This is a genomic window from Citricoccus zhacaiensis, from assembly GCF_014645315.1.
Taxonomy (GTDB): Bacteria; Actinomycetota; Actinomycetes; order Actinomycetales; family Micrococcaceae; genus Citricoccus; species Citricoccus zhacaiensis.
Map to the genome: position 1 here is coordinate 551,189 of NZ_BMLQ01000001.1, position 14,931 is coordinate 566,119.

Genomic DNA, 14,931 nt, shown 5'->3' on the forward strand with positions numbered 1-14,931 from the left:
GGTAGGCTCTGCGCCGGCCCCTAACCTGGGCCACACCCACCACCGGTGCGCCCCGCGCCTCGCGAGCGCTGCCTCGCGGTCGCCACTGCGATCTTCCGGCATCCGCCGATCCGTTCCCGTCCACGGCGCACCGCAACCGGGTGGGCACCGGAGGACTGACCGCGATGAATCAGAAGCAACCCGTCGATATCCAGAGCGTGCGCGACCGGCTCCGCGACACCGCTCCCGGACACCCGAAGCGCACGGCCGCCGCCCGCGTCCTGTCCCTGTTGGACGCGTTCGCCCACCGGGGTGAACCGCTGACGCTCTCCGAGATCGCCCGCCGCGCCGACCTGAGCCTGACCACCACCCACCGCCTCGCCCACGAGGTGCGGGAATGGGGTGGCCTGGACCTGGACGATGAGGGCCGGTACTGCCTCAGCCGCAAGATCCTGGAATTGGCGAGCGCCTCCACGGAGGAGCTGCGAATCCGCGAGCTGGCCCTGCCGCACCTGGTGGACCTGCATCGCCGGACCGGAATCACCGTCAACCTCTCCGTGCGCGAGGGCGATGACGTCATGTACTTGGAGGCCCTGCGCGCCCATCCCAATTACACGGGTCAGAATCGCATGGGCGGCCGGCTCCCCCTCCACGTCACGGCCACCGGACTGGTCCTGCTGGCGTTCTCCAGCCGGCAGGACCAGGAGGAGTATCTGGCCACCCCCCTCAAGCGGTACACCCGGTTCACCAAGACCCGGCCCGACGAGTTGCACGAGACCATGGACAACACCCGGCGCGAGGGCATCCTCCGGCTGGACGGCGCCGTGGCCGCCGGGGCCGGTTCCATCGCGGCGCCGGTGCCCGATGCCCTGGGTCAGGTCGATGTGGCCGTGGGCGCCATCTACGCACACCGGAACCCGGAACCCCACGGGTTACCGGACCTGGTCCTCGCCACCGCCCGCCGGATCGCCCGGGCACGCTCCGAGCGTCCCGTCCTGGACCCCCGCACCATCGCCTTCAACCGGAGCCAGGCCGGCCTGGGCTGACGACGCCGGCCGAGTCGCTCCACTTTCCGGCGCGCCTTCCAACGCGTGGAAGGCCGCCTGTGGCCCATATCACAGCCACCGCAGACTGTGGGGAAACCCGGTCCGGACGGTCCCGGTCCACCTCCCCGGCCTCGCCGCCGGGGCAACGGACCCCGGTGCACTCGCACCCGCCTCCCAGGCCGGATCCCCCACCGCCGAGGAGGTGCCGGTGAAGGCCCGATTGATTCACTACGGCAGATTGTTGTTGTCGTCCCTCATCCTGTTCATCGCCGTGATCACGGTGCTGTTCTTCCTGCTGGAGTTGGCCCCGGGGGATCCCATCCAGACACTGGTCGGGGACGTTCCCCTCTCCGAAGCCTTCCGGGCGCAGATCACCGCCGCATATGGCTTGGACAAGCCGGTCTGGGAGCGGTATGTGCTCTACCTCGGCAACGTCTTCACCGGAAACCTCGGGTTCTCCTTCGGCACGAACAATGAACCGGTGCTGGACCTGATCCTCAGCCGGGCCGGGAACACCCTGGCCCTGGCAGTCCCCGCCTTCCTGATCTCCACCATCGGCGGCATCATCCTCGGTTCGATCGCGGCCCGGACCCGCAGGCGGTGGCTGGACGGCGGTATCTCCGGCGGCGCCGTGGCCCTCTTCTCGGTCCCCAACTTCTGGTTCGGCATGCTGCTGATCATGGTGTTCTCGATCTGGCTGGGATGGTTCCCCACCCAGGGCAAGAGCCCCTACGGGCAGCCGGGCATCGGGCTCGAGTACCTGGTCCTGCCCGTGATCACCATGGCCACCAGCGAGCTGGCGTACAAGACCCGCATCATGCGCTCGTCCATGATCGAGTCCCTGGGCCAGGACTTCGTGGACACGGCCCGCTCCAAGGGTCTCTCCTCCTCCCACGTGCTCTGGCGCCATGCCCTGCCCAACGCCCTGTTGCCCATGGTCACGGTCTCCGGTTACAGCCTCGGTTACATCCTGGCCGGGTCCGTGCTGGTGGAGCGGGTGTTCGGTTGGCCCGGGATGGGCCTGCTGTTCATCGACGCCATCAACCGCCAGAACAACATGGTCATCCTGGGCGTGGTGATCGTCCTGACCGTCGTGATCATCCTCGTCAACATCCTCACGGACGTGGTGTACGGGCTGGTCGATCCACGGTTGCGAGCCCAGTTCTCCCCCCAACGCACCCTGCCGCCCGAGGGCCGGCAGGACCGGCAGAGTGACGAGGTAGCGGCATGACCCAGCAGGAAACCCACATGGTCCCCCCACCGGAGACCGGCCCGACGGCGAACGCCGTCACGGAGGCGGCCAACCGCCCCGGCCTCGCCGGCGCAGCCGGCACCACGGCGCCCCCCGACGGTGCCGGTACCCCGCCACCGGCACAGCCGGACACCCCCGCCGGAGCCGCCGGCCGGCGTCGTCCCCCGGGCACCGAACGGTCCCCCTGGCGCGTGTTCCTGCGCAAGCCCAGCACCATGGTGTTCCTGCCGCTGCTGGGGCTGTTCGTCCTCATCGCGGCCCTCGGTCCGCTCCTGGTGGGCGATCCCTCCGCGACCGGGAACGCCGAACTGCTCGCGCCCAGCGCCGCCCACCCGCTGGGCACCGACCACCTGGGACGGGACTACCTGGCCCGGGTGGTCAACGGCGGCCAGATATCCCTCCTGGTGGGCTTCACGGTGGCGGTGCTCTGCATGACCATCGGCCTGGTCGTCGGCGGACTCGCCGGTTACCACGGCGGCTGGATGGACACCCTGATGGTCAAGCTGGCGGAGTTCTTCCAGGTGCTGCCAGGGATCGTGCTGGCCCTGGTGGCGGCGGCCCTGTTGGGGGCCAACGTCTTCATCATCGTGGCCATCCTCTCCATCACCATGTGGCCGGCGGTGGCCAGGATCGTGCGGGCCGAGGCCATGCGCATCTCCCAACTGGGCTATGTGGAGTCCGCCCGCGCCGCCGGATTCCGGTCCGGGCGCATCATCTGGTCCGATGTGCTGCCCAACGCCCTGCCGCCCGTGCTGGTGGCCACGTCCATGACGGTGGGCCGGGCCATCCTCATCGAGTCGGGCCTGGCCTACCTGGGCATCGGCGACCCGTCCCACCCCTCGTGGGGTGCCCTGCTGAACTCCGCCCAGGCCTATATGCGGGACGGCTGGTGGCTGGCCGTGGCACCGGGCCTGTGCATCTTCCTGGTGGTGCTCGCCGTCAACATGCTCGGCGACGCCCTCAACGACGCCTACAACCCCACGGTCGGGAGGGTGAAATGACCATCGCAGAGAACCAACCGGCCGCGGGCGCCCCGCTGATCGAGCTCACCGGCCTGAACGTGGTGCTGCCGACCGGGGAACGCAGCGAGGTGGAGGCGGTGAAGTCGGTGGACCTGGTGGTCCACGACGGCGAACGCGTCGGCCTGGTCGGCGAGTCCGGCTCCGGCAAGTCCGTCACCGGCCGGTCCATCGCAGGCCTGCTGCCCACCTCCCCCCGGGTGCGCGTGAGCGGCTCCATCCGCATCCGTGGCCAGGAGATGGTCGGCGCCCCGGCCCGGACCTGGGATGACGTCCGGCGCAAGACCGTGGGCATGATCTTCCAGGACCCACTGACGTTCCTGAACCCGACAATGCGGGTGGGGCGGCAGGTGGCCGAGTCGATTCCCGACCGGCGGCCAGTGCGCTCCGGGGCGGGCGGCGACCGCACGGCGAGGGACCGGGCCGTGTTCCGATTCCTGCGGCAGGCCGGGTTGCCGGACGCCGAGCAGGTCGCCGCGTCCTTCCCCCACGAGCTCTCCGGCGGCATGCGCCAGCGGGTGCTGATTGCCATCGCCATCGCCAAGGAGCCGTCCCTGGTCCTGGCCGATGAGCCGACCACGGCCCTGGACGCCACCGTGCAGCAACACGTGCTGCGCACCCTGGACGAGACCGTGACCGAGCTGGGGACCTCCCTCATGCTCATCTCCCACGATCTCGCGGTGGTGGCGGGGATGACCGACCGGGTCTACGTCATGTACGCGGGTCGGATCGTGGAGGAAGGTCCCACCGCCCGGGTGCTCGCCGAGCCCCGCCACGAGTACACCCAGGCCCTGCTGCGCAGTGTCCGCAGCCTCACCGACCGGGACACCGACCTGTATTCCATTCCCCTGGCCCTGCGCCAGCGGTTCGCGGAGGAGCCGACCCATGTTGCTTGAGGCCATCGACGTCTCCAAGACGTTCCGTTCCCGGCGCTCATCGGCGCCGGTCCATGCGGTGCAGAACGCCACCCTGCAGGCCAGGCCGGGCGAGTTCGTGGCGATCGTGGGTGAGTCCGGCTCCGGCAAGTCCACCCTGGCCCGTCTCCTGCTGGACCTGCTCGATCCCACCGAGGGCTCGATCCGGCTGGACGGACGCGAGGTCGGCTCCATGGACCGCACCGAGCGCCGGGCGTACCGCCGCAGCGTCCAGGCGGTGCTGCAGGACCCCGCCGGGTCCCTGAACCCCCGCAAGCGGGTGGTGCAGGCGATCGGCGAGGTCATCCGGCTCCACGGGATGGCCCGGGGGCCTGCCGAGATCCGTCAACGGGTCACCGAGGTCCTCGAGCTCGTGGGCATGGAGCCGGCGGCGGCCTTCATGGACCGCTTCCCCCACGAGCTCTCGGGCGGTCAGCGGCAACGCGTGCTGATCGCGCGCGCCATCGCCTTGGATCCCCGCATCATCGTGGCCGACGAGGCCGTGTCCGCCCTCGACGCCTCCGTGAAGGCCGGCGTGCTGGCCGTGATGGCGGACCTCAAGGACCGGCTCGGGGTCGGCTACGTGTTCATCACCCACGACCTGCCGGTGGTGCAGAAGGTCGCCGACCACGTGTACGTCATGCGCCACGGCCGCATCCTGGAGCACGGCCCGAAGGACGCGATCTTCGCGGACCCCTCCCACCCCTACACCCGCGAACTGCTCGCGGCGGCTCCGGCCCTGCCCTGAGGCTCGGCCTCCATCGAACCTGCACCTGTACCCGTACCTGCACCCAACCCTGTACATCACCGTTGAAAGGCACCACACATGCGCACACCACAGAAGCGAACCACCGGCCTGCTGGCCGTGCTCGCCGCCGGGGCCCTGGCCCTGACCGCCTGCACCGGAGGCACCGCCGGCGGCGGCAACGGGGCCGAGGGCGGGGAACGCGTCTACGTCCAGGCCATCGCCGACGATCCGATGGGCCTGAACGCCCAGCTGATCAGCGGTGCCACCCCCTCCATGTTCAGCGCCCAGATCCTGGACCCGCTGATCTTCCTCTCCCAGGACTACGAGATGACGCCCGGACTGGCCGAGTCCTGGGAGCTCAGCGACGACGGCCTCGACCTGACCCTGGTCCTGCGCGAGGGCGTCACCTGGCATGACGGCGAGCCCTTCACCGCAGAGGACGTGGCCTTCAACTTCGAGGAGATCGTGCCCCTGCAGTCCTTCGGCGCCCAGATCGGCGAGCGGCTGGACTCGGCGGAGGTGGTGGACGAGCACACCGTGGTCCTGCACCTGACCGAGCCGTTCGGTCCCCTCCTGGAGACCGTGGCCTCCCAGTTCATGGTCCCGAAGCACATCTACGAGGGCACGGACTACGTGACGAACCAGGCGAACATGGAGCCGATCGGCACCGGGCCCATGGTGTTCGACTCCTACAGTTCTGGGGAACAGGTGACCCTGGCCGCCAACCCGGACTACTGGGGCGGCGAGGTCCAGGTGGACCGGGCCGTCTACCCGATCATGACGGACCCGAATGCCCGGGCCGAGGCCCTGTTCGCCGGTGAGGTGGACCAGGCCTCTGTGGACGTCTCCCAGCAGGACCGAGTGTCTGATGACCCCAACACGCTGCTGTTGGAGGAGAGCAACTTCCCGCAGCTCGTGACCGTCATGTTCAACGCGCAGAGCGAGTACCTGGAGGATCCGGCAGTGCGGGCCGCCGTCTTCGCCGCGCTGGACCGGGAGGCGATCGTGGACACCGCCCTGAGCGGCATCGGCACGCCGGCCAACGGCTTCTTCCCTGAAGCCCTGGAGTGGGCCGTGAGCCCGAACGTCGATTTCTCGCAGGACTTCCCCCGGGACGTGGACGCCATCAACGAGGCCCTGGACGAGGCCGGCTTCGAGCGCGGGGCGGATGGGATGCGGTTCACCCTGAACGTCCGGTACATCAACGAACTCTCGGACGTGGCCGCCACCGTGGAGATGGCCCAGTCCATGCTGGAGGAGGTCGGCATCGGCATCGAGATGCAGGGCACCTCGGGTGCGGTGTTCACCGAGAAGGTCTACACGGAGAGTGAGTTCGACCTGGCGTTCCTGCGCTCGACCGTCGGGGCGGACCCCAGCATCGGGATCGTGCGCTGGTACGAGTGCAACGACCAGAAGGCGGCCGCCGCCAACCCCTCCGGCCTGTGTGATCCCGAGATCGACGCCGCCGCCGCCGAGGCCCTGGCGACCTCCGTCCAGGCCGACCGAGGTGTGGCGTTGACGGCCCTGCAGGACCGCGCCGCCGAGATGATGTACTACGCTCCGCTGGCCTGGTTCAACGGCGCTTTCCCCACCATCAACACCACGCGCTGGCAGGGTCAGGACGAACCCACGCCGATGACCAACCGGATGCCGTGGACCACCATGACGATGGAGGGGTAGGCGCCTAGCCCTCGGCGACCTCGCCGGCCTCGAGCCAGGCCATCTCGGCCTCGTCCTTGCGCTCGTGCAGGTCCTGCAGCTGGGCATTGGCCTCGGCCAGGGCGCCGAAGTCGCCGGCCGCGGACAGGGCCGCCATCCGCTCGTGCAGAGCGGCCTCCTCCTGGGTCATCCTGGCCAGCTGCTTCTCCAGCTTGGCGGCCTCCTTGCGAGCGGCCCGCTTCTCGGCCTCGCTGACGCCACCCTGCCCGGCGGTTCCTTCCCCGGCCACCCCGGACTTCCCGACGCCGGCCCCGCCAGCGCCTGTACCGCCCGTGCCCGTGCCGGTCCCACCGAAACCGGTCCCGCCGGCCTCCTGGGCCGCGCGTAGCTGCAGGTACTGGTCGACGCCCCCGGGCAGGTCACGGATCCGCCCGTCGCCGAGCAGGGCCAGTTGGTGGTCGGTGACGCGTTCGAGCAGATAGCGGTCGTGGGACACCACCACCAGGGTGCCGGGCCAGCCGTCCAGCATGTCCTCCACCGCGGCCAGGGTGTCCGTGTCCAGGTCGTTGGTCGGCTCGTCCAGCATGAGCACGTTCGGGGAGCCGACCATCAGGCGCAGCAGCTGCAGCCGGCGGCGCTCGCCGCCGGAGAGATCGGCCACCGGCGTCCACTGGCGGGAGGTGCCGAAGCCGAGCTGCTCCAGCAGCTGCCCCGGGGACAGGTCCTTGCCGCCCACCTGGAAGGAGTTGCCCTCCTGGGCCATGACCTCGGCCACCCGGAGGTGCCGCACCTCGTCGAGTTCCGTGACGTCCTGGGTGAGGATGGCCGTCTGCACGGTCTTGCCGCGGCGGATCCGGCCGGAGTCCGGGGTGAGCTGGCCGTCGAGCAGGCGCATGAGGGTGGACTTGCCGGCGCCGTTGACGCCCACGATCCCCACCCGCTCGCCGGGGGCCAGCCGCAGCGTGACGTCGTCGAACAGCGTGCGGCTCCCGCCGCCGTCGGGCACCGGGACGGAGTAGGTGACGTCCTCCAGATCCAACACGTCCTTGCCCAACCGGGCGGTGGCCATCTTGGAGAGGGAGACGGAGTCCCGGGGTTCGGGGACGTCCGCGATGACGGCGTTGGCCGCCTCGATGCGGAACTTGGGCTTGGAGGTCCGGGCCGGGGCACCGCGGCGCAGCCAGGCCAGCTCCTTCTTGACCAGCTGCTGGCGCTTGTTCTCGATCACGGCGGCGGCGCGGTCCCGCTCGGCGCGGGCGAGCATCCAGGCCGCGTAGCCGCCGTCGAAGGGCTCCACCGTGGCGTCATGGACCTCCCACGTGCGCGTGCAGACCTCGTCGAGGAACCAGCGGTCGTGGGTGACCACGAGCAGGCCGCCGTCCGTGGCGCGCCAGCGGGTCTTGAGGTGTTCGGCCAGCCAGGCCACGCCCTCCACGTCCAGGTGGTTGGTGGGCTCGTCCAGGAAGATCAGGTCGTCGCTGCCGGCCAGCAGCCGGGCCAGGGCGGTACGGCGGCGCTGGCCGCCGGAGAGCGTGCCGACGGTGCGGCCCCAGTCCAGTCCGCCGAGCAGGCCGCCCATGACGTCGCGGATCTTGGGGTCCGAGGCCCATTCATGGTCCTCCGCGTCCCCGACCACGGCCCGCTGGACGGTGTCCTCGGGGTCCAGGTCGTCCCGCTGGTCCAGCACGCCCAGGGTGGTGCCGCCGCGGCGGGTGACGCGGCCGTCGTCGGGCGTCTGCTGTCCCGCCAGGATCCGCATCAGGGTGGACTTGCCGTCACCGTTGCGGCCGACGAGGCCGATCCGGTCCCCCTCGTCCACACCGATCGAGACGGAGTCGAGGACGGTACGCGTGCCAAAGGAGATGCCGATGTTCTCGGCGCCGAGCAGATGAGCCATTTACAGCACTCTAGCCCCGTGGACCGGCCCGTGGACGGCCACGGCAGCCACCCCGGTGCGGTCTTCGATGCGGGCGGCCAGCTGGAAGCTCTCCTCGGCGCTGCGGGCCAGGAACATCACGGTCGGCCCCGAGCCGGAGACCTGGCCGGCCAGGGCCCCCTCCTCGAGGCCGACGTCCAGCATCTCGGAGAGCTCGGGCACCAGGGTGGCGGCGGGGACCTGCAGGTCGTTGGCCAGCAGCAGGGCCAGTTCCTCGGCGTCACCGGAGGTCAGCGCCTGGACGAGCTCAGGGTCCACCTCGGGCTCCGCCTCCGGCATCGGCAGGCCGCCCTCCTCGCGCAGCTGATCCAGCAGTCCGTAGACCTGCGGGGTGGAGAGTCCGGTGGTGGCGGGCACCAGGACCAGGTACACCGGGTGGCGGGCCAGCAGGGGCGTGAGCTCGTCGCCCACCCCGAGCCCGACGGCGGCCCCGCCCATCACGGCGAAGGGCACGTCCGCGCCCAACGGCGCGGCGATCTCGGCCAGGACCTGCCGGGACAGGCCGGCATCCCACAGGGCGGCGCAGGCCAGCAGGGCGGCGGCGGCGTCCGCGGATCCACCGCCCATGCCCCCGGCCACCGGGACCTGCTTGGTGATCTCCAGGTGCACGCCGTGGGTCTGCGGATCCCGGCCCAGGTGCTCCCGCAGGCGCAGCGCGGCCCGGGCGACCAGGTTCGTGGAGTCCACGGGGATGGCATCCGGGTCCACGAAGGCACTGGACTGCTCGGAGAGGGTCACCGTGATCTCGCCGTCCTGGCGCGGGGTGGCCGTCACCTCCTCCAGCATCGAGACCGCGAGGTAGACGCTCGCCACCGGGTGGTAGCCGTCCGCGCGGGGGGTGCCCACGCGCAGGGAGAGGTTGACCTTGCCGGGGGCCTGCGCCGTCGCGTGGCTGAAGAGCCGGGTGGTCGAGGGGGCAGGAAGGCTCACAGGCCGGCTCCTTCAGTGGGGGTCTCGGCGGCGCCGTCCACCCGGTGGGCGGCGATGCGGGCGAAGTCCTCGATGCCGAGCACCTCACCGCGGGCCCGGGGGTCGACTTCCGCGGCCCGCAGGGTGGCCTCGGCCGCGGTGGGCGAACCTGCCCAGCCGGACAGGGCAGCCCGCAGGGTCTTGCGGCGCTGGGCGAAGGCGGCGTCCACCACGGCGAAGACCTCCTGGCGGCTGGCCGTGGTCTCGGGCGGCTGGCGCCGGGTGAAGGCCACGAGCCCGGACTGGATCTTGGGGGCCGGCCAGAACACGTTCTTCCCGATGGTGCCGGCCTTGCGGACAGAGGCATACCAGGCGGCCTTGGCGGACGGCACCCCGTACGTCTTGGACCCCGGTCCGGCGGCGAGCCGGTCCGCGACCTCCTCCTGGACCATGACCAGTCCGTGCTCCAGCGAGGGCAACTCGGCCAACAGATGCAGCAGCACGGGCACGGCCACGTTGTACGGCAGGTTGGCGACCAGGGCGGTGGGCGAGCCGGAGGCCGCGGCGGGGCGGGCTGCCTCGAGCTCCGCGGCGGAGACGTGCATGGCGTCGGCCAGCACCACGGCCAGGCGTTGACCGGCCCCGGGCCGGAATTCCTCGGCGGTGCGGGCCAGCCGGCCGGCGGGTACCGGGTCGATCTCCACGGCGGTGACGGCCTCGGCGGCGTCCAGCAGCCCGAGGGTCAGCGATCCCAGGCCGGGGCCGACCTCGAGGGCATGCTCGCCGGCGCCCGTGCCGGAGACGGCCGTGATCCGCCGGATGGTGTTGGGGTCGATCACGAAGTTCTGCCCCAGGGTCTTGGTGGGCCGCAAGTCCAGTTCCGAGGCCAGGCGCCGGATGTCGGCGGCGGAAAGCAGGGGGGCGTCGGGTGCGGTCACGCATTCCATCCTACGTGGGGAAGAGATGCCAAGGGCCCGCCAAGGCAGGCCCTTGGGGATAAGCGCTGCGGTTCCGTCCTGCGTGCCGGCGGCGTGCTCCCGGCGTCAAGCCTGGGGGCGGGGCCTAGGTGTACCCGGCCATGAGGTTGGTGACAGTTCGGGGTTGACGTGAGGAGAGCCTCCCGGTGAGGTGTGGCTTGTCGAAGGCTGCACCAACACACAGGAGGCTCCCGTGTCCCACCGCAATACCCGGCTGACCGTTCATGGCCGCCGATTGATCGTCTAGCGCCACCAGGACAGGATGAGACCCCCGCATATCGCCGCGGCGATGGGAGTCTCCCGCCAGTGTGTCTACAAGTGGATCGGCCGATACGCCGCCGAGGGCGAGACCGGGCTGGCCGACCGGTCATCGCGCCCGCACACGATGCCGACCAAGACCACCGCCTGGGCCGAAGAACGGGTCGTGGCCGCTCGCAGACAGCACCGAGCCGGCCCAGCCGTGCTGGCCCCGCTGACCGGGGTACCAGCCCGGACGATCTCCCGGATCCTCACCCGCCACCAGATCCCGCCCCTGGACCGGTGCGACCCGCTGACCGGAGACGTGATCCGCTCCTCGAAGGTCACCGCCGTGCGCTATGAACGGGCCCGCCCCGGGGAACTGGTGCACGTCGACGTCAAGAAGCTCGGCAAGATCCCGGACGGAGGGGGCTGGCGGGCCCACAGGCGAAGCGAACAAGTCCGGGGCCGAGGCATCGGCTACGACTACGTCCACTCGATGGTCGACGACCACTCACGGCTGGCCTATTCGGAGGTCCTGCCCAACGAGCAAGGTAGCACCTGCGCCGGGTTTCTCATCCGGGCCGCGGCCTACTTCGCGGACCAGGGCATCACCCGCATCGAGCGAGTGATCACCGACAACGCGTTCGCCTACCGGAAATCAACGGCGTTCCACCAGGCCTGCGTGAAACTCGGCGCAGTGCAGAAGTTCATCAAGCCACACTGCCCCTGGCAGAACGGCAAGGTCGAGCGCTTCAACCGCACCCTGGCCACCGAATGGGCCTACCGCCAGGTCTTCACCAACAACAACGAACGCCAAGCCGCCCTTGCCCCCTGGCTCAAGTACTACAACACTGAACGCAGCCACAGCGCACTCGGCGGACACCCACCGACCAACCGACTGTCACCAACGAAATGGCTGAGTACACCTAGCCCTAGCCCTGGGCCTCGCCGAGGCGCGCTTCGGGCGTGAGCTCGGCGCGGAGACCGCCGCCGGTCGCAGCCCGGGCAAGAGCGCGACCCAGCGCAGGTGCCTGCTTGAACAAATTGTGACCGGCCACAAAAAAGACAGAGTCTGCCTCCCACACGGCCACGCCGTCCTCACTCCACGGGAGGTCGGTCACCCAGCAGTGAAGGAAGTCGCGCGGCTCTGGGTGGAGACCGGGCAGCGCCCGTGTCACGTATTCGCGTGCGCGTTCGTCCAGCGATCGAATCGCTGCCGGGTCGATGAAAGTTCCGTCCTCGCGGACGCCGACGGTGTCGCTGAGTCCGACCGAATAGCTGCTGTTGCCCGGTAGCGGCGTCGCGTAGACGCCGACTTCGCCGAAGACGCCGCTGCTGTCCTGCAAGCACGCAACTCGTGCCGGGGCGGCGGCTTTCACGTCGAAGGTCAGCCGGACGTGTGCGGCAAGGCGAACCGGCAGCGACAGGCCGACGCTGCGTGCCAGGCGGGCGGTTTCGCGGCCGGCGCACACCACCACCTTGGAGTAGACAGCCCGGTCGGTGACGCTGCGCACCTCGACCGTCCCGTCGGCGCGGGGATCGATGGAGATGACCTCACCGGTGGTGACCGCATCTGCGAGGGCACCCGTGAGTGCCGTGATCGCGGCGCGAGTGCGGATCGCGCCGCCCGACTCGTCGAGCACCGCTGGCCCCGAGTACCCAGCGAGCAGCGGCATCCGTTGGGCGACCTCGGCCGCGTCGATCTCGCGCGCTTCCACGCCGCCGACCTGGTCGAGCACCCGCAGCCGCGCCAGGGCGCTGTCTCCGATCGCCAGGACACCGTCTGATGAGACCAGCTCGACGTCGAAGTGTTCGGCCCACTCATCCCATACGCCCCGGCTTTCGCGCGCAAAAGCGACGAGTCGCGGGTCGTCGTGGGCATGCCGGAAGATCCGCGCCTCGCCTGCGGACTGACCCGTCCCGGGCAGACCAGCCTCGTACAAGCGCACCGGCACGCCCTGCTCCCGCAGCGCGTACGCTGTCGACAGACCGACGATCCCGCCCCCGATCACTGCTACCTCGGGTGAACGCGTCGTGGCAACGCCGTCGTCAGTACCTGTCATCGCGGTTCCTCGATCTGTTGGTGATGAGCGATAGGCCGCAAGAGAAGGGGCCGCTGCCACGACGTCAGCGGGCTGTGTAAGCCCGAAGTCACCGCGCGCAGCGACCCCCTCCTCTCTGGGCCAGGACTCCCGGTCTGTGGTGTCAGGCGGGGAGTTTGGAGCCCAGTACGTCGAGCTTCTCGATCGTCGGTTCGGAGAACAACGCGCCGGTCTGCTCGCCGAGAGCCACCGCAACAGGGCCGGACAGGTGGGCGTCACGTCCGGCGTCATCGGGGAACACGTCGAAGATCCCGAACGAGGTCGGCCCGAGGCGGATCGCGAACCACGCGGTGGTCGCCTGCTCGTCCTCAACAAGCGCACGGCCGCTGTCAAGGAACTCCTTCACGTCGTCCTCCTTGCCGGGCAACGCGTCAAACCTGACCAGCAATCCCTTGGTCACACTCATGACTTCTCCTCTTCTTTTGTCGGGGTGCCCGCGAGTTGGGACACTATCGCCTCGGAGAACGCCGGCAGGTCCTCCGGCGACCGGCTGGTGATGAGATTCTTGTCGACCACCACGTCCTGGTCGACGACGTCGGCGCCGGCGTTGCGCAGGTCGGTGCGAATGCTCGGGAACGACGTCAGGGTGCGACCGGCGGCCACGCCAGCCTCGATCAACGTCCACGGCCCGTGACAGATCGCCGCCACTGGCTTGCCGCTCTCGACGAAGTCGCGGACGAAGGAAACGGCGTCCTTGTCGACCCGGAGCTGGTCGGGGTTCACCGTGCCGCCGGGGAGCAGCAGGGCGTCGTAGTCGCCCACCGAGGCGTCGGCGACCAGCCCGTCGACGGTGAACGTGCCCGCTTCATCCAGGTCGTTCTTACGGGCCTTGATCTCGCCGTCGTGGATCGAGAGGACCTCGGTCTGAGCGCCCGCGCGGTCCAGTGCTTCGCGGGGTTGCTCGAGCTCAACGCGTTCGACTCCGTCGGCGGCGAGGATTGCGACCCTCTTGCCCTGAAGATCTGCTGCCATCTCAGCTTGCCGCCTTTCCTTCGGACATGCCGGGCTTGATGAGAACCTTCGTCCAACCCTCGGACCTGGAGTCGAAGTTCCTGTAGGCGTCGGCAGCCTGATCCAGCGAGATCTCGTGGGAGACGATCCAGGACGGCTTCGCCTTGTCAGCCGCGATGAGGTCTCGCAGCCGACGGTTGTACCGCTTGACCGGGGCCTGACCGTTACCCATGGTCTGTCCCTTGAACCAGTGGGTGCCGTAGTCGATGGCCACCTTGCCCTGCTTGGCCAATTCGTCCTTGGCCCCCGGGTCCTGGGGCACGAACACGCCGACGGTGCCGATCCCGCCGGTGAACCGGACCGAGTTGATGAGCATGTTCAAGGTGGCAGCCGGATCTTCGTTGCCCTCAGGATCGTGGGCCTGGTATCCGACGCACTCGCAGCCGCGGTCGGCTCCGAGCCCCATCGTCTCGTCCAGCACAGCCTGCACGGGGTCGACCTTGGAGTCGTCGATGGCGATCGCTCCGATCTGCTCGGCCAGTGCGAGCCGGTCGGGATGACGATCGACCACCATCACCTTTGCGGCGCCCTTGATCGTCGCGGACAGGGCGGCCATCAGTCCCACGGGGCCGGCCCCGGCGATCACGACGCTGTCGCCCGGGATCACGCCGGCCATCTCGGTGGCGTGGTAGCCGGTGGGGAAGATGTCGGAGAGCATGACGTAGTCGTTCTCCTTGTCCTGCGCATCTTCACCCAGGCGCAGCGCGTTGTGGTCGCCGAACGGCACCCGGAGCAGTTCTGCCTGCCCGCCGCCGTACGGGCCCATTTCGGCGAAGCCGTAGGCCGCACCGGCGGCCGACGGGTCAGGTTGCGTCGTCAGGCAGTAGTTCGTGAGCCCGCGCTCGCAGTTCTTGCAGAACCCGCACGAGATGTTGAAGGGCATCACGACCCGGTCGCCCACCTTGACCTTCTCTACTCCCTTGCCGATCTCCACCACCTCACCCATGTTTTCGTGACCGAACGTCCGGCCCTTCTCGAAGGAGGTCCGCCCCTCGTACATGTGCAGGTCCGAGCCGCAGATGTTGGTCGTCGTGATCCTGACCAGCACATCGGTGGGCCGCTCAATCTTCGCGTCCGGAACATCCGTGACTGCGACATCGCGCGGTCCCTGATAGACCACAGCCTTCATGGTGAAACTC

At 69.6% G+C, this 14,931-nt stretch carries 13 protein-coding genes and 1 pseudogene; 7 read left to right on the forward strand and 7 right to left on the reverse strand.

Annotation, left to right across the window (positions count from 1 at the left end; translation table 11 throughout):
- Positions 1-164 precede the first annotated feature (164 nt).
- The 6 genes from IEX49_RS02380 (at position 165) to IEX49_RS02405 (ending at position 6,638) form a co-directional block, all read left to right on the forward strand.
- Positions 165-1,025 carry an IclR family transcriptional regulator gene (locus IEX49_RS02380; protein WP_188803778.1) on the forward strand — a complete coding sequence of 287 codons (861 nt, stop codon included), beginning with the start codon at positions 165-167 and terminating at the stop codon, positions 1,023-1,025.
- Positions 1,026-1,233: 208 nt separating this feature from the next.
- Positions 1,234-2,256, forward strand: coding sequence for an ABC transporter permease (locus IEX49_RS02385; RefSeq protein WP_188803779.1), 1,023 nt, complete (start codon positions 1,234-1,236; stop codon positions 2,254-2,256).
- Complete coding sequence (locus IEX49_RS02390; RefSeq protein ID WP_188803781.1) at positions 2,253-3,278, forward strand: ABC transporter permease; 1,026 nt, start codon at positions 2,253-2,255, stop codon at positions 3,276-3,278. Before IEX49_RS02385 ends, IEX49_RS02390 begins: the two co-directional genes overlap by 4 nt.
- Positions 3,275-4,192 (forward strand): ABC transporter ATP-binding protein, encoded by a 918-nt coding sequence (locus IEX49_RS02395; protein WP_188803783.1) that lies wholly within the window; start codon positions 3,275-3,277, stop codon positions 4,190-4,192. Before IEX49_RS02390 ends, IEX49_RS02395 begins: the two co-directional genes overlap by 4 nt.
- A complete protein-coding gene (locus IEX49_RS02400) occupies positions 4,182-4,958 on the forward strand; it encodes an ATP-binding cassette domain-containing protein (protein ID WP_188803785.1) in 777 nt (258 codons plus the stop codon). Before IEX49_RS02395 ends, IEX49_RS02400 begins: the two co-directional genes overlap by 11 nt.
- Before the next feature lie 78 nt (positions 4,959-5,036).
- On the forward strand, positions 5,037-6,638 hold the full coding sequence (locus tag IEX49_RS02405; RefSeq protein WP_188803787.1) for an ABC transporter substrate-binding protein: 1,602 nt from the start codon (positions 5,037-5,039) through the stop codon (positions 6,636-6,638).
- 4 nt (positions 6,639-6,642) lie between these two features.
- Here the strand turns inward: IEX49_RS02405 and IEX49_RS02410 are convergent, their stop codons facing one another.
- The 3 genes from IEX49_RS02410 to rsmA are packed head-to-tail and all read right to left on the reverse strand — an operon-like array spanning position 6,643 to position 10,409.
- Positions 6,643-8,514, reverse strand: a complete 1,872-nt coding sequence (locus IEX49_RS02410) for an ABC-F family ATP-binding cassette domain-containing protein (RefSeq protein ID WP_188803789.1) — start codon at positions 8,512-8,514, stop codon at positions 6,643-6,645.
- Complete coding sequence (locus IEX49_RS02415) at positions 8,515-9,483, reverse strand: 4-(cytidine 5'-diphospho)-2-C-methyl-D-erythritol kinase (protein WP_188803790.1); 969 nt, start codon at positions 9,481-9,483, stop codon at positions 8,515-8,517. It lies immediately after the preceding gene.
- Positions 9,480-10,409 carry a 16S rRNA (adenine(1518)-N(6)/adenine(1519)-N(6))-dimethyltransferase RsmA gene (rsmA, locus tag IEX49_RS02420; protein WP_188803792.1) on the reverse strand — a complete coding sequence of 310 codons (930 nt, stop codon included), beginning with the start codon at positions 10,407-10,409 and terminating at the stop codon, positions 9,480-9,482. Before rsmA ends, IEX49_RS02415 begins: the two co-directional genes overlap by 4 nt.
- Before the next feature lie 223 nt (positions 10,410-10,632).
- Here rsmA and IEX49_RS02425 point away from each other — a divergent pair.
- Positions 10,633-11,649, forward strand: a pseudogene (locus IEX49_RS02425) (IS481 family transposase).
- Here the strand turns inward: IEX49_RS02425 and IEX49_RS02430 are convergent.
- The 4 genes from IEX49_RS02430 to IEX49_RS02445 form a co-directional block, all read right to left on the reverse strand.
- Positions 11,612-12,742, reverse strand: a complete 1,131-nt coding sequence (locus IEX49_RS02430; RefSeq protein ID WP_188803794.1) for an NAD(P)/FAD-dependent oxidoreductase — start codon at positions 12,740-12,742, stop codon at positions 11,612-11,614. The pseudogene IEX49_RS02425 and the gene IEX49_RS02430 sit on opposite strands and share 38 nt — an antisense overlap.
- A gap of 142 nt (positions 12,743-12,884) precedes the next feature.
- Positions 12,885-13,187, reverse strand: a complete 303-nt coding sequence (locus tag IEX49_RS02435) for a putative quinol monooxygenase (protein ID WP_188803796.1) — start codon at positions 13,185-13,187, stop codon at positions 12,885-12,887.
- Positions 13,184-13,753 carry a type 1 glutamine amidotransferase domain-containing protein gene (locus tag IEX49_RS02440; RefSeq protein WP_075871118.1) on the reverse strand — a complete coding sequence of 190 codons (570 nt, stop codon included), beginning with the start codon at positions 13,751-13,753 and terminating at the stop codon, positions 13,184-13,186. Before IEX49_RS02440 ends, IEX49_RS02435 begins: the two co-directional genes overlap by 4 nt.
- A 1-nt stretch (position 13,754) precedes the next feature.
- Positions 13,755-14,921 (reverse strand): glutathione-independent formaldehyde dehydrogenase, encoded by a 1,167-nt coding sequence (locus IEX49_RS02445; protein ID WP_188803798.1) that lies wholly within the window; start codon positions 14,919-14,921, stop codon positions 13,755-13,757.
- Positions 14,922-14,931: the final 10 nt, after the last annotated feature.

Bases quoted from the DNA above. Each gene is read 5' to 3' on its own strand.
- IEX49_RS02380 (WP_188803778.1), top strand. From the start codon at position 165: ATGAATCAGAAGCAACCCGTCGATATCCAGAGCGTGCGCGACCGGCTC.
- IEX49_RS02390 (WP_188803781.1), top strand. From the start codon at position 2,253: ATGACCCAGCAGGAAACCCACATGGTCCCCCCACCGGAGACCGGCCCG.
- IEX49_RS02395 (WP_188803783.1), top strand. From the start codon at position 3,275: ATGACCATCGCAGAGAACCAACCGGCCGCGGGCGCCCCGCTGATCGAG.
- IEX49_RS02400 (WP_188803785.1), top strand. From the start codon at position 4,182: ATGTTGCTTGAGGCCATCGACGTCTCCAAGACGTTCCGTTCCCGGCGC.
- IEX49_RS02405 (WP_188803787.1), top strand. From the start codon at position 5,037: ATGCGCACACCACAGAAGCGAACCACCGGCCTGCTGGCCGTGCTCGCC.
- IEX49_RS02410 (WP_188803789.1), bottom strand. From the start codon at position 8,514: ATGGCTCATCTGCTCGGCGCCGAGAACATCGGCATCTCCTTTGGCACG.
- rsmA (WP_188803792.1), bottom strand. From the start codon at position 10,409: ATGGAATGCGTGACCGCACCCGACGCCCCCCTGCTTTCCGCCGCCGAC.
- IEX49_RS02430 (WP_188803794.1), bottom strand. From the start codon at position 12,742: ATGACAGGTACTGACGACGGCGTTGCCACGACGCGTTCACCCGAGGTA.
- IEX49_RS02435 (WP_188803796.1), bottom strand. From the start codon at position 13,187: ATGAGTGTGACCAAGGGATTGCTGGTCAGGTTTGACGCGTTGCCCGGC.
- IEX49_RS02440 (WP_075871118.1), bottom strand. From the start codon at position 13,753: ATGGCAGCAGATCTTCAGGGCAAGAGGGTCGCAATCCTCGCCGCCGAC.
- IEX49_RS02445 (WP_188803798.1), bottom strand. From the start codon at position 14,921: ATGAAGGCTGTGGTCTATCAGGGACCGCGCGATGTCGCAGTCACGGAT.